Source organism: Achromobacter aegrifaciens (genome assembly GCF_902859965.1).
GTDB lineage: Bacteria > Pseudomonadota > Gammaproteobacteria > Burkholderiales > Burkholderiaceae_B > Achromobacter > Achromobacter aegrifaciens.
Map to the genome: position 1 here is coordinate 414729 of NZ_CADIKO010000004.1, position 13375 is coordinate 428103.

The window sequence follows — 13375 nt, forward strand, 5'->3', positions numbered from 1 at the left end:
TGTTCAATTGGGCGCTCCTGTGTTTGCCGGCCCGCTCTGCACGCCGGAATGCGTGTGGGTGCTGCCCACGTCCTTGCCGTTGTTGCGCAGCGTACCCAGCGTGTGCATGTCGCCCTGCCAGGTAGACGTGCCGCCGAAGGATCCACCGCCTTGTTGCACCGTCCCGTTCAGCACGATCCGTGGAGAATTCAATGCGCACTGCGCGCTGGCGTTCAGTTCGATATTGGGCGCGGCCACCGTCACCTTCGAGGGCGACACGATGTGTATGCCGTCCGCCGTGAACTGCACATACTGCACCGGGGTTCCATTCAACAGACCGCCGAAATACAGCCCGTCCGCCATGTCGTGGGAACGCCAGGAACCGGGGTTGTTCTGCGCCTTCGAGGTCTTCACCAGCGAGATGTCCCGATTCGCGAAAGCCGCCATCCCGATATCCCCGACCTTCGGGTCCAGGATGACAGCGTCCGCTCCGCCCTGAAGGCGAAAGTAGGGAAGACGATGCAGAACCCCATGCGGCACGGCATTGCCGGCGCCATCGAGCTGGTTGACAAGCGGCTGCACATCGACGAAGCCCACGGGCGACAGCCCGCCTGCATTCGTCACCGACACCACCTTGACCAGCGTCGCGGTACTGACTCGATTCAGGGCCTGGCTGATCAGGAACTGCAAGGCGCCGAACTCGCTGTCGCCCTGTCCGGCTTGCGCCAGCCCTGCGTATCCGTATTGCTTAGCCATTGAGATTCCTTTTGCATACGGCCATCGACTGCCAGACGCCGCCAGGCACCTCTGCCTCCAGCTTGTGGGACAAGCTCACAATGATCCACTCGCCATGCGCGGGTTCGACGGTGCTGATGACCTGCACTCTTTTTCCCAATCCGAGATGCGGGTTGTAGAGCGTCGTCAGTTGGAGCCCCTTGCTCGTAAACGCCGGATATCCGATCAACCCCGTTTCCGGCGCCACGAGAATCGGATCGCCCTTTCTGTATCCGCCCTCCGGCCAGACCGACAGGACGCCGCGGTCTATCGTGAAGTTGACCCGGGCGGCCTTCGCGCAACTGCGCAATTGGTCCATGTCGGTTCCGGAAAAATAGGGGTCGGCCAACACATAGTCCTCCCCGCTTTTTTCGCCCTTGTATCCCATCGATTTGGCGATATCACACATGATTTCTTGCGCCTTTTTCGCACCGGGAAACGACCTGGCGGATGCGGGCTTTACCTGCTTGGCCCCGGCCACCTCGGCCTTGACCGTGAATACGCCCCCTGCGGCCGCCTTGCCCTCTGCACCCATTCCGTAGCCAGCCCAGGCCTCAACGATGTCCCCCTCGTAGACCAGGCAGGGAGCACCGGATTCCACCCCTGCGTCGATCCGGACAAGATTCTTTCCCCGGCGCTCCGTCATGACGGGTCCTATCGTCGTCAGTTTGTTCATCAGGTCTTGATTCAGTCCGTGGATCTGCAGGGTCATCGGACTGTTTTCGAATGCGGTATAGGCAGGAATGGTCACCGACATCCGGTAGCCGCTGAGCGTTACTTCCGGCCCCTGCTCGTCGCCGAACTTTCCTTTGCCCAGGCTGATGGTCACGTCCAACCGGCGCTTGATGAAGCTCATAGTTCCAGCGGCTCCAGGTAGGCCAGGACGAAGCGCGATCCGAGATCCTGATACTGCGGGTCGGCGTGGCCCTGGGTGTCCACAAAGGCCAGATCCCCAACGAAGCCCAGGTAAGCAGACCGCACCAGCCGTACTCGATCATGGCAAAGCACCGTCGTCACGATGGGCGCATTGTCGAGTTCAAGATCCAGATAGAGTCCCGTCGACTTCTGATAGACGGCGATCTGGCAGTTCTGCCCGGACAGCACGACGCTGAGCATTTGTGCAGGAACGGGCCTCAAGGGAATTCTCTTCATTGGATGGGCTCCAGATCGGCCACCTTGTTCTGATCGCGCCGGGGATAGGCGTCAATCTCGAACGCCTGTACCTGGCCATTGCTCACTTCATTCGCGCCGCTGGGGTCCTGCGTGGCCGGCGATAGCTGGACGGCCGTCTGCCGGACTTCCTGCAGAGTCAGTTCAACGATCAGGAGGCTGGAGCCGTTCTTGTCGGCGCGGGTGTATGAGTACTTCACCAGGTTGGCCGACGGATAGACGATCTCTGGCGTCGCCACTGAATACAGTTCCGTGCTGCCGACGATGCGCTCCAGCACGGACAACATGACTTTGCGTGACACTGGATCGCCGCCATGCGCCAGCTTGATGGTCGCTTCGAACGGCGCATCGACCTTGTTGAAGGACGAGAATCCGCCCTGCTCAACCGGATGGCTGGATATCTGGCCGCTCTGATTGAAGGTGATTCCAAGGAACGTCTCGAAGACCAGCATCTGCTGCCCATCGACGCCATACAGCCCCCAGCGAGGAGGACCGAAGATCCTGTCGGTCAGCGCCACAAGTTCGAAGCTTGCCGGTTCGGAGACCGAAGGAAGGAACGCGGCGCGGAAGACTGCGGGGACGCCCGGACTGCTCGGAACATCGGGAAAAGGAATAAGCGGCATCAGAACATCCCCGTATTGCCTTGTTGGACGAGATTCTGGGAGCGCCCCACACGCCCCAAATCGCGAGCGACTCCCTCGCCGTCCGTCGCCTGCGTCATAACCGTAATGGGGCCGTGGATATGGGTTTCGGACGTATTGCTGGTGGTTGCGGTGCTGCTCGGGATGGCGGCAGCGCTGGCTTGGGCTGCCGCGACCGTCATAGCTGCAGCTGCGGCGCCTCGTTCCTGATCTTCGAGGAAAAGCGTCCCATAAATTGCCCCGGCAGCGGCTGCGAGCTTGCGCTCTTCGCTTGAGCTGGCCCCTTCGGACTTGTTCAATCCGAAGTGGCGGTACACGGCCACGCTGGCCTGGGCCGGGGTGGTGGCAGCGGCCAGATGTACTCCCGCCCTGCGCCTGGTGCTCTCCAACTCACTGGCGACGAAATCCAGCTGCTGTTCAACCGTGGACTCGCGCAGGTCCATGCCATATATGCGCTTGAAGTCGGCCTGGCGTCGCGGATTCCATAGTCCGATGCCGGCGGAAACGCCATCAGCGCCCACGGCCCTGGGGTCCAGGTTGCTTTGGGCCTGCAGGTTGGCCACCACCCCCACGGCCGCCTCCCGGGTGTAGCCCTTCTTGGACTCGAAGTACCTGACCGCATCGAGAACCTCCTTGCGTTTCAGCGCGGGGTTTCTCATCGCGACTAGGTCTTCTTGCTCGCCCCCATTCAGATCGTTGCTAAACAAGAACAGCGCAGCGCCAGCCGCCGCGCGGCCAGCCAACTTCAACGCCGCAGGACCCAAGCCTCTCAACGCACCCAGTCCACGCGCCGCGCCTGCGCCACCAAGGGTTCCGAGAGCCGTAGCCACGGCCCCCAAGGCAGATGCCAGGCTCAGCAGCGAATTTGCCCAGGAAAGAATCTTGAGCGCCCCCAGCGCTAGCAGGACGTTTTGCCATCCTCCCACCGCCTGCGCCGCCGAATCGACTGCATCAATGAACTTCACGATGGCCTGCGCCGCGCCGTCGACCCACTCGACGATTTCGTCTCGGTTCTCAAGCAGATAATCGCCCCAGCCATGTGCGAGCGAGATAAGCCGCTCGAACGCCGGCATGAGCGCCAGCAGCACCTTGACGCTCACCGATTCAAAGGTATCGCGCAGATCCAGGTAACGGTCGCGCAGCTGCGAGGCAGCTTGCGCATCGCTACCGGAGATGGCGGCGCGCTTCTCCTGGACCTGAAGCAACCGCTCGAGCTCATCGGGCCCGCGCTTGAACAGATTGAACAGGCCCTCGTTGATACCCATGTCCTGGGCGGCCAGCGCGGCCTGGGCCCTGTCCTTCTGGTAAAGATCGGCAATGATCCTCGACCTGGCCAGAAGGTAGGTGTTCCCGTCCTTGAGGTCGCCGACATTGCCGCCGTTGCGGAAGAACCCGGGTAGCGAGTCCGCGGCGGATCCGCGGTTGAATCTGGCTACCTCGACCGAGGATTCCCTCAATTGGGCGGAAATGGCTTCCGCAGTTCCGCCTGCCCGCTCGGCCGCCTTCTGCCACGCGGACAGCCGCTCGGTGCTCATATCCAGATTCTGGGCCGTTTGGCTCAGACCGGCCGCACCGGAGTAGCTATCCGCCGCAAAACGCTTCGGATCGAAACCCGCGGTGACGAGCAAGGCGTCGATGATGGTGGCCATGCAATTACCTCGGTTCAGCTAGGACGCGCCTGTTGTGTGCGTCCACCGCAATCACCTCAAGCAGGTTGTACAGGTCTTCGGCACCGTAGACCGTCTGCAGGTCGTGCAGCAGGCCCGGGTGCCGGGAAATCACCACGCCAATAATCCGGGGGATATTGGCGTAGCGAATCAGGCGCGCGCCGCCGTCGTGGACTTGGAGCCCGAAGTCGATGGGACGGCGGCCGTAAAAAAATCCAGGTGCAAGCCCAGGACTTTCTTGCGCAACGCGAACAGCGTCGCCACCTCCTCGACATCGCCTGACATGAGCTCGCGCGTCACGTTCGGGCTGGGCTGGATCTGGACGCAATCCATCATCTTTTCCAGCAGCGGCTTGGCGCTCTCGAAAGGCAGCTTGGCGATGGCCTTCATGCCCATGGCGGCCACGCCGGCCAGCCCTGCCTCTGCGATGTTGTCCGGGATTTCCACCCCGGCGTTCATCAGCGAGAACAGCGCCCGACCGGCCCATTCCTCGGCGTCGTAGGCAGAAAGCTCCGTCAGGATGAACACCTTGCCCTTGTCGCGCCCTTCGGCGCCGATGGTCAGGGTTATTTGCTTTCTGGCCATGTCACACCAGCGCCGGAGAGACGTTCTGCCAGGTGATCTGGAACGCCATGGGTTGGAGCATCGCCTTGGCATCCGGCGCCGGCGGAATCTGCGTCAGCACGCCGCGGGTCAGCGTGTACTTGCGGTCGATCGACGGGATGTTGAGGGTGCCGTTTGCATAGAACACTTCGCGGGCCGTTTCACTGGCTGCCATCCAGATCTCGAAGACGCGCATGGACGGGGAATCGGGCTGGATCGTGATGGTCTGCACGCGGGGAACCGGCACGTAGCCGGCCGACATGCGGCCGTCCACGCCCATGGTTACCTGCGCGGGCTTGGCAGCCTCGAAGGTGAAGGCGCTGTCGGAAGCGTAGCCCTCGATCTTCTGCGGCACCGGAAAAACGCCGCCCACCGCAAGCATCAGAACCGAGTTGGCACTGGTCAAAGTCGCCATGTTGAATCCTTAAAGAATGGCCAGCGAGGCCAGGGTGATCTGCTGGACGGAACCGCCGTCCAGGTACCAGAACGTCATGGGCGGGGTGCCGCGGGCCTCTCTCACCTGCGGCGTCGCGTCCTTGATCTGCAGATACCAGCCGCGGGTCTGGAGCGTGTCGGAGATATCCACGCCGGCCTGGCTGTTGATCTGCGCCTTCTGCTGGCTCGACAGCGTCACGCCGGCGCGGATGGCGCCGAAGTTGACCGCGGCGTTGATCGGGTCCAGGCAGGCAGCGTCGATCAGCGTGTAGCCGTCGATGTTGTAGGGAATGGCGTTCACCTGGGTCAGCAGCGTCATCAGCGCTTGCTGGAACGCCGCGTTCAGCCAGATCTGGTTGACGTAGGTGTCGACCCATTTCCAGTTGCCGCTGATCTGGCCCGGGTACAGGAAGCGGAAGCGGTCGTTGCTGGTGGCGTAGTCGCCGTAGAAGTTGTAGCCGTTGTCGATCAGCGTCTGAGCGGTGGTCGCGTCAGTCACGGAGAACGCGAGGCCCGACTGGCCCTTGAACGCCAGGGTGGCGCGGCCGTTGGTACGTTCGAAGTCGAGCGATGCAACGGCGCCCAGGACGAAGGCTGCATGCAGCACGTCCTTGTAGACCGGCACGGAGCCCGAGTATTCATTGGCGCTTACGACAGCCGCCCAGTTGGACGTGTTGCCCTGCTGGGTAGCGGTGACATCGGTGTCCCAGCCGACGTAGGCGTAGCGGTCGCCCTGGGCATTCGTCCACGCCGAAAACGCCACTTTGCCGGCCGTATCGGGCTCGAAGGTCGTCATGAACGCCGCCCAGTTCTGGGTCAAGTCGGTAATCCGGCCCATGTCCACCGCTGGAATGCCGGCCGCGGCGCCCAGCGACACCTTGGCGCCAGCGGCCTGCGTCAGCTTCAAGCCCGACGCGAGGGTGCCGCTGCCATAGGAGATCGTGCTGGCGACGCCATCGGTGGCCGAGACGATCACGAAAGCGGCACGCTGCGCATCGTAGGTGCAGGTGGCGCCCATGGCGGTGAACCCGGCTTCGATGATCGTGGCGGCGTTCGAGAAGCTCGTTGCCGTCGACAGGTCGATGCTGGCGGAGGTCTTCGCCACGCCGTCCACGGTCACCGTCAGGATGCCGGACAGCGCCTGCAGCTGGGTCAGCGTCACCGCGGCCATCGAGCCGCCGCGCAGATAGGCGGAAACCGCTGCCGCCGGATACTGGGCATACAACAGATTGCCCGGCTTGCGGGTCGAGTTGTCGAAGCCGTTGAAGTAGACGTCGGCCAGGGCGGCCTCGGTCGAGGTCGGACCGAAGAAGCGCTGTACGTCGCGCGGGGTCGCGAAACTCTGGACGGTGCCGATGGGGACGGCGGTATCGTGGGTCAGGATCAGGCCGTTCAAATCGAGCGCCGATCCGCCGGCGGAGATCACGCCAGGCACTACCTGGACGATTTCACTGGCGGGAATGGACATAGGATTAAGCTCCCGTAGGGTAGGTGGTGTCGGCCTCGATGAGGCCCACGTGAAGGTGATCCGCAAACTGCTGCGGCATGCTGATGGAAGGGTTGAACTGCAGGACGGCGTCGAACCACCACCGCTCGAAGATCTGGCTTTCCCCGCTCTCGAAGGGCACTTGCTTGAGCTCGCCCGCGTACAGCGGCTGAGTTCGTCCCAGATTCCCCAGGAACTCGCACCCGTACTGGCTGCGCAGGGCGATCGAGAGCGTGAGCGCCAGGTCCAGGGCCCGCGCCCCGTAGCCATCCACGCGGGCAGACCATTGCGTGGCCTGGGTCATGATCCGCTTCCCCGCCGCGGGCGACGGATCGGCATAGGCCATGACCGGCACGGAAAGTCCCTGCGCCGCCAGCGGAGTGATGACGACGCACTCGCGCGGTGGCGCGGGAACCCAACCGGGTAGACCGCGGACAACGTCGCAGTCGACCAAGGTCTTGAAGAATGCGGCGAGGTCCTCTACCAGCTGGTTTTCAGTGATGCTGATCTGAACGCTCATGGAGTTGGATTCCTGCTGAAGAAGACTGGCGCCGAAACATCGCGCCCAAATGCAAAAGCCCCGGCACGTGGCCGGGGCTGCATTTCGAGGTTGCATTTGTCAGGGGCGCAATGCCCCGGACAAATTGTGACCGATTGCGTGACCGTTGGGGCGGGGTCTTGTGACGGTTCCGTCACATGCAGTGCAAAGAAGTTCGACCCCTGCCCCAGCAGTGAAAAAGCCGGGGCCACGCGCCCAAAACAAAAAGCCCCGGCGCGTGGCCAGGGCTGCATTTGCTTGGGGCGCAATGCCCCGGACCCATTGTGACCGATTGTGTGACCTATGGGGCGCGGTCTTGTGACGGAACCGTCACACGCCACACGTAGGTTCGCCCGTGCCCGCCTTTCTCGGGCTCTTGAATCAGCACGCTGCCGGTATCCTGCAGCGCATCCATGGCCCGCTGGATGCCTCTTTGCAGGCGCGTCTTTTCAGGAACAGACAAAGGCCGGCCGCGCGACACATGACGGACCAGCTCCATCAAACGGAATGAGCGGCCGGGATAGCAGGCCATCAGATCCATCACCTCGTGTGCGTACTTCACGCCAGCCTCCTTTCCACCAGGCTGCGGAAAAGACCCAGGTACAGTTTGTATTCGGTTTCGGTCAGGGCCACGCCGGTCGTATCGGCAATCCAGTCCAGCGCCTTGGCGCGGCGCGCGCGGCCATCCAGCTGGCCGAACATCACATTCTTCTGCGGGTATTCGGCAATGATGATCATGCGCTCGTGCCAGGGCAGCGCGGCATGCATCGCCTCGACCTCCATGGCGTGGTGATGGTTGATGGGCCGGTAGTCCTCCTCTTCGGAAAGGTACACCTCCATGTTTCCCACCGTAGCGCCGGACCAGGTCCAGCGGGCCCAGTTCCAGATCAGATCGTCACCCGTCAATTTACTCATCAGCCACCTCGCATTGTTTACCTGTCTTGCCGCTGGAACCGTTCTGCAGACGGCCCTCCGTATCCTGGCTTTCGCCCTTGGCGCGCTTGAGCATGTCGGCGATGCCCTTACTCGGGTGGTGGCCGCGCGCAATGCGCGCATCCCACTTTTCGATCCAGCTCCGAGGCGGGCACCCACGGTCCCGCAGCACCTTTTGCGCGCCCATCTTCTTGAGTGCCGCCTCGGCCTCGGCGCGCGTGGCCAGCGTCTGGCCGGGCGCGGGCAGCGCTGGACGAGGCAGCGGGATATCCGCCCACACGCCCTTCGCCAGCTCCTCGTTCAGCGTCTTCTCCCAGCGCGCCTTGATGGCGCCGTAGGTGCAGCCCAGCAGATCCACCGTGCTGACGCCCACCGCGGCCCAGTACACCGCCGGATGCGACCAGACACCGGGCTCGCCGCGCCTGCGCGCGGACAAGCCACGCACGGCCTCGTGATAGGCCACTTCGGGAACCATCCACGGGCAACATAATTTGATGAACTGCGGTAGCGTCGGCGGCCATTCCTGGATCAGGCAGGCGACCAGGCCGCGACGCACCTGCACCTCGTCCAGGCCCGCCAATTTCTGGTTCCATGAATCCTTCAGTTCACGGGCAGTCAGGCCCTGCCATTGCTGCGCGAACTTGGCGCCGTACATCAGCAGCATTTCATTGACCACCAGCGCGCCCATGGCGGCAGAAGGCATGTCAGCGGGTTGCATCGATCGTCCCCATGAACCGCTCGCGCGGCCGGCCGTCGTCGGCCAGTACTTCTCGCAGCTCCTCGGTCCAGTCGGCCAGGCGTTGCGCCCTGCCTGCCGGATGGCCCGCTGTAGCAGGCGTGCGCGGAGGGAAGAGGCCCTGGTACCCGCCCGCGATGCTGTTCGCGATCACGGCCCCTGGCTGATGCCCTGCGGCCAGATAGGCGGCAAGCTGTTGCAGCTGACGCCTGGCGCCCTCCTGCGTCACCGGCTTTTTGCGCGCCTTGCGGTCGGCAATCCAACTGACCCAGTCCTCGCGGTCCAGCCAATCCGGCAGTTCGATCACGGACGCGTCGAATCCGGTCCCCCGACTGCGGGAGGTGTGTTCTTTTGGTTCCTGGTTCTTGGTTCCTGGTTCTTGGTTAGCTTCCGATCCGCCATCTGCCGGGCCATGGCCGGGTTTCTCGTCGAAACCCATGGGAAACCCGCTGGGTTGTTCCGGATTGCGCTCTGCCAGCCTGGGCCGGCCGCCTCGCCGGCCGTTGGCCTTGGCAGTCTCGGCCTTGACGTGATACGCGGCAATCTCCACGTCCGCCCGTTTGTTGTGCCAATGGCCATCGCGCAACACGAAGAACTCGGCCAGCACCTGCGCGGCCGCCTCTCTTTCTTCTTCGCTACGGGCCCCCACCCACCGGAATACCTGCTGCAGGTTGTCCACGATGGGCTGCTCTTCGGCGTAGTACCGGCGCAGCAGGCGGCTGTAGATGGCATCTTCAAGCAAGCTCAGATGCGCCGTGGCCTGCGCGTAGTCACCGATGTTGTGGCTGTAGTAGTTCATGCGTGTTTTTGCATCCCCGCCAGTCTTACCTCGCTATCATTTTTAAATCTTAGAATGCTAAGATTCTAAATGCAAGCCAACTAAGATTGTTTTTGTTTAGCATCCTAAGATGACCTTTCAGAAGCGAATCACACAGGCGTTCAACGAGGAAGCGGCCCGTCGTGCGGACGCGGCCGAACCGCGCCTTACCAAGACAGACCTATGGAAGGCAGCCGGCGCCTCTTCCGGCGCGGCGACGCATTGGTTCAATGGGTCCAACGGCATGGATATGGCGACCTGCATCAAGGTCGCCCCGCTGCTGCGCGTGAACGCGCAATGGCTGTACGACGGCACCGCCCCGAAACTGCCCGCGCGCGATGGATCCGTGGCCGCAGCGGCGCTGGCGCCCCCTCCGTGGCCCTTCCCCGGCATACCGGAAGAACAGGTGCGGGCATTACCGCCGGATCAGCTGAACAAATTGCAGGGCGCGATTGCGTTGGCGATCGCGCAATTGAAGTTGGGGATTGACGTCTCCCCTGCCACCGCCGCGCCACAAATGCCGACGGTCCTGCGCAGCGACTCGCTGGTGGACACCTACTTGTCCCGAGACGAGTTCCCCATGCGCATCGATGGCCTGCCTGCGGCGCCCTGGGAAGGCGGCAAGACCACGCGCCAGGCCGAACGCGAAGGCAGGGTCCGGATCAGCACCCAGAAAGGCGTGGTCGCCAATGTGGGCGTGGGCGAACCGCCCGCGGCCAACGACAGGTTCGAGAAGGTCCCGGAACTGGCCGACGTGCGCCTGGCTGCGGGCGACCCCATCGAAAACCATGCCGAAGAACAGACCGGCATGATCCAGTTCCGCAAGTCTTTCCTCAGGTCGGTAGGCGCGGACAACGGCCGAGGCCGCGTGGTGTATGCGAAGGGCGACAGCATGGAGCCCGTCATCCGCGACGGCGCTGCGTTGCTGGTGGTTCCGAATGAAAGCCTGACGCTGCAAGACATCGCCGCCGGCGGGGTCTATGCCATCAACTACGACGGCAAGATGATCGTGAAGACGGTGGCCCGGGAACGGCTAACCGGGCAATGGGTGGCGCGGTCGTTCAATCCCTTGCACGATGACATCCCGCTGGAGAACGGGGCATCGGTGCGGGTGTTGGGGCGGGTTGTGTGGGCGGGGGCAAGGTTGCGGGATGATGAGGCGGGGCAGTGGCGGGCTGAGTGATGGAAAGTCTCGGGGCCTCGCCTTGCGGGTAGTCGTAGAAGCCATCTCCGGATGGCTTTTTCTTGACTGGAATTCAGCCCGCGCTTGCTGAGCAAGCGAAGCACAAGATGCGCCGAAAGCGTAAAGCGCCAGCAAATGAAAAAAGGCACTTCGCTTTCGCGAAAGTGCCTTATCTTCATTGAATTCTTTGGGGTGGCTGATGGGGCTCGAACCCACGACAACCGGAATCACAATCCGGGACTCTACCAACTGAGCTACAGCCACCTCTGATACTGCTTTTCTTCCTTGCTGCGCTGCTTTTGAAAGCTGCTCAACAACGAAGAGGCCGAATTCTAGCACGTTTTTTTAATCCGTGTGAAACCGGCCCTGCCGCCCCACTTGCCAGCGCGGGCCACCTTGCTATCCTTCGCCATTGATCATCTACGGAGGCCGCGCTTACGCCATCGCCATGGACCGCATACACGCAATCTTGATCGATTACTGGCCCCATCTGGTGTTTGCCATCAGCATCGTGGCCGGAACGGGCGCGGCGGTGCATGCCGCGATGACCAAACAGGACGTGCGGGCGGCCATAGGCTGGGTGGGGGTGGCGCTGTTTTCGCCGCTGTTCGGCGCGTTGTTTTATTTCGTGGCGGGCATCAACCGGATCCGCAAGACGCGGCTGTCGCAGCAGCGCGATGAGGCGATGGTGGTGGATGCGGAGCAGGTCGAGACTGCGCCGGTGGACGTGGCGCCGATCTCGGGCCAGCAGTTCGCGTCGCTGAAGGTGCTGGGCGACCGCGTCAGCCGCTTCCGCCTGCTGGGCGGCAACGCGGTGCGGCCGCTGGCCGGCGGTGACGAGGCCTATCCGGCGATGCTGCAGGCGATCCGCGAAGCGCGCCACGCGGTGGCGATGCAGAGCTATATCTTCGACAACGACGCGATCGGGCGGGAGATGGCGCAGGCGCTGATCGAGGCGCGCGAGCGCGGGGTCGAGGTGCGGGTGCTGATCGACGCCATCGGTTCCAAGTATTCGCGGCCGCCCATCGTGCGCATGCTGTCGCGCGGCGGGGTGCCAGTGGCGCGCTTCATGACCAATCCGCTGGGCGTACTGCGCATGCCCTATGCCAACCTGCGCAGCCACCGCAAGGTGCTGGTGGTGGACGGACGCCTGGGCTTTACCGGTGGGATGAACGTGCGCGCGGCCTTCGTCAGCGCGCTGGCGGGCGATGGCACCAACCGCGATACGCACTTCCGGGTGGAAGGACCGATCGTGACGCAGCTGATGTCGGTGTTTGCGCACGACTGGAACTTCACGACGCACGAATCCCTGCCGGCCAGGCCCTGGTTCGATCCCGAGGCCTTGCCCCCCACAGGCGACGTGCCGATGCGCTGCGTGCCGTCCGGTCCGGACCGCGCGCTGGGCAGCACGCACAATATGCTGTTGGGCGCGCTGGCGGTGGCGCAGCGCCACGTGCGCATCCAGTCGCCCTACTTCCTGCCGGACCAGACGCTGATCGGCGCGCTGGCCACGGCCGCGCGGCGCGGCGTGGTGGTGGACATCGTGATTCCCGGGAAGAACAACCTGCGGCTGGTGGACTACGCGATGACGGCCCAGCTGGACCAGGTGGTGCGCACGGGCTGCCGGGTCTGGCGTTCGCATGGCGCGTTCGACCACTCCAAGCTGATGACGGTGGACGACGCGTGGGCCTATGTGGGTTCGTCCAACCTGGATCCGCGCAGCCTGCGGCTGAACTTCGAGCTGGATACTGAAATCTACGATCCCGGCGTGGCGCGCTGGATCGGCGCGCGGGTCGACGGCTTGATCGCGCAGGGCCAGCGCGAGACGCTGGAAAACCTGCTGCGCGCGCCGTTCGCCAAGCGCCTGCGCAACAAGGTGATCTGGCTGGCTACGCCTTACTTGTAGAACCGCAGGAAGCTCAACCGTCGGAAGCCGGCGCGGGCGCGGCGCGCACCGCGAAGACCGCGTTGGCCTTGAGCATGACGCGGCCTTCGACCTGCAGCAGGCAGGTGGCGTAGATCAGACGGCGGCCCTGCTTGTCGATGCGGACATGGGCTTCGAGCCAGTCCCCGGGCTTGACCGGATTCAGGTATTCCACCGACATCTGCACCGTGACCACCGAGGCCTGCGCCTGCTCGGCGATGGTATGGCCCAGCGCGCTGTCGGCCAGCGTGGCGAGCAGGCCGCCGTGGGCGATGGCGTGCATATTGGTGTGCGCCATCCCCACGCGCAGGGCCAGGACGCAATCGGCATCGCGCTTGTAGAGCGCGCCGAGGTCGGCCAGATGTTCCATGAAGGGGCTGCTGGGGCGCCAAGGCGCGAAACCGGAAGGAATGGAGTCTGTCATGCTCAAGCCTGGTTTTTTCACGCGGAATACCTCGAGTATCGCAAAGAAGTCTGCTGCCGGCACCG

General features: G+C 63.5%; 16 protein-coding genes and 1 tRNA gene. 2 read left to right on the plus strand and 15 right to left on the minus strand.

From position 1 onward, the window contains the following. Positions 1-3: 3 nt before the first annotated feature. The 13 genes from HV793_RS26490 to HV793_RS26550 all read right to left on the minus strand — a co-directional run bounded on the left by HV793_RS26490 (position 4) and on the right by HV793_RS26550 (position 9761). Positions 4-735 carry an oxidoreductase gene (locus HV793_RS26490; protein WP_175161703.1) on the minus strand — a complete coding sequence of 244 codons (732 nt, stop codon included), beginning with the start codon at positions 733-735 and terminating at the stop codon, positions 4-6. Beyond that, positions 728-1609 carry a baseplate hub protein gene (locus HV793_RS26495; protein WP_175214170.1) on the minus strand — a complete coding sequence of 294 codons (882 nt, stop codon included), beginning with the start codon at positions 1607-1609 and terminating at the stop codon, positions 728-730. The genes HV793_RS26490 and HV793_RS26495 overlap by 8 nt, the downstream gene beginning before the upstream one ends. Further along, positions 1606-1905, minus strand: coding sequence for a phage baseplate plug family protein (locus HV793_RS26500; RefSeq protein ID WP_119450089.1), 300 nt, complete (start codon positions 1903-1905; stop codon positions 1606-1608). The genes HV793_RS26495 and HV793_RS26500 overlap by 4 nt, the downstream gene beginning before the upstream one ends. Continuing rightward, a complete protein-coding gene (locus tag HV793_RS26505; RefSeq protein ID WP_175214171.1) occupies positions 1902-2546 on the minus strand; it encodes a phage baseplate protein in 645 nt (214 codons plus the stop codon). Before HV793_RS26505 ends, HV793_RS26500 begins: the two co-directional genes overlap by 4 nt. Next, a complete protein-coding gene (locus HV793_RS26510; protein WP_175214172.1) occupies positions 2546-4213 on the minus strand; it encodes a phage tail tip lysozyme in 1668 nt (555 codons plus the stop codon). The genes HV793_RS26505 and HV793_RS26510 overlap by 1 nt, the downstream gene beginning before the upstream one ends. A 168-nt stretch (positions 4214-4381) precedes the next feature. Beyond that, positions 4382-4816: a hypothetical protein gene (locus HV793_RS26515; protein ID WP_054453326.1), complete on the minus strand. Its 435-nt coding sequence runs from the start codon at positions 4814-4816 to the stop codon at positions 4382-4384. Between the two features lies 1 nt (position 4817). Further along, the gene (locus HV793_RS26520) at positions 4818-5249 is read right to left on the minus strand and encodes a phage tail fiber protein (protein ID WP_054453328.1); all 432 of its coding nucleotides are present in this window, start codon (positions 5247-5249) and stop codon (positions 4818-4820) included. Positions 5250-5258: 9 nt separating this feature from the next. Then, positions 5259-6737, minus strand: coding sequence for a DUF3383 domain-containing protein (locus tag HV793_RS26525; protein WP_175214173.1), 1479 nt, complete (start codon positions 6735-6737; stop codon positions 5259-5261). A 4-nt stretch (positions 6738-6741) separates the two neighbouring features. After that, positions 6742-7275: a phage neck terminator protein gene (locus HV793_RS26530; RefSeq protein WP_175214174.1), complete on the minus strand. Its 534-nt coding sequence runs from the start codon at positions 7273-7275 to the stop codon at positions 6742-6744. Between the two features lie 319 nt (positions 7276-7594). After that, positions 7595-7855, minus strand: a complete 261-nt coding sequence (locus HV793_RS26535; protein WP_175214175.1) for a hypothetical protein — start codon at positions 7853-7855, stop codon at positions 7595-7597. Then, complete coding sequence (locus tag HV793_RS26540; protein ID WP_054453336.1) at positions 7852-8208, minus strand: hypothetical protein; 357 nt, start codon at positions 8206-8208, stop codon at positions 7852-7854. The genes HV793_RS26535 and HV793_RS26540 overlap by 4 nt, the downstream gene beginning before the upstream one ends. After that, a complete protein-coding gene (locus HV793_RS26545) occupies positions 8201-8944 on the minus strand; it encodes a hypothetical protein (RefSeq protein WP_175214176.1) in 744 nt (247 codons plus the stop codon). The genes HV793_RS26540 and HV793_RS26545 overlap by 8 nt, the downstream gene beginning before the upstream one ends. After that, complete coding sequence (locus HV793_RS26550) at positions 8931-9761, minus strand: YdaU family protein (protein ID WP_175214177.1); 831 nt, start codon at positions 9759-9761, stop codon at positions 8931-8933. The genes HV793_RS26545 and HV793_RS26550 overlap by 14 nt, the downstream gene beginning before the upstream one ends. 109 nt (positions 9762-9870) lie before the next feature. On the opposite strand from HV793_RS26550, the gene HV793_RS26555 reads away from it, so the two are divergent. After that, on the plus strand, positions 9871-10962 hold the full coding sequence (locus HV793_RS26555; RefSeq protein ID WP_175214178.1) for a S24 family peptidase: 1092 nt from the start codon (positions 9871-9873) through the stop codon (positions 10960-10962). Between the two features lie 188 nt (positions 10963-11150). Here the strand turns inward: HV793_RS26555 and HV793_RS26560 are convergent. Further along, positions 11151-11226, minus strand: a tRNA-His gene (locus HV793_RS26560). Positions 11227-11410: 184 nt separating this feature from the next. On the opposite strand from HV793_RS26560, the gene cls reads away from it, so the two are divergent. Then, a complete protein-coding gene (cls, locus tag HV793_RS26565) occupies positions 11411-12868 on the plus strand; it encodes a cardiolipin synthase (protein ID WP_175161679.1) in 1458 nt (485 codons plus the stop codon). A gap of 13 nt (positions 12869-12881) precedes the next feature. Here cls and HV793_RS26570 read toward each other — a convergent pair whose 3' ends face one another. Next, a complete protein-coding gene (locus tag HV793_RS26570) occupies positions 12882-13310 on the minus strand; it encodes a PaaI family thioesterase (RefSeq protein WP_054453468.1) in 429 nt (142 codons plus the stop codon). Positions 13311-13375 lie beyond the last annotated feature (65 nt).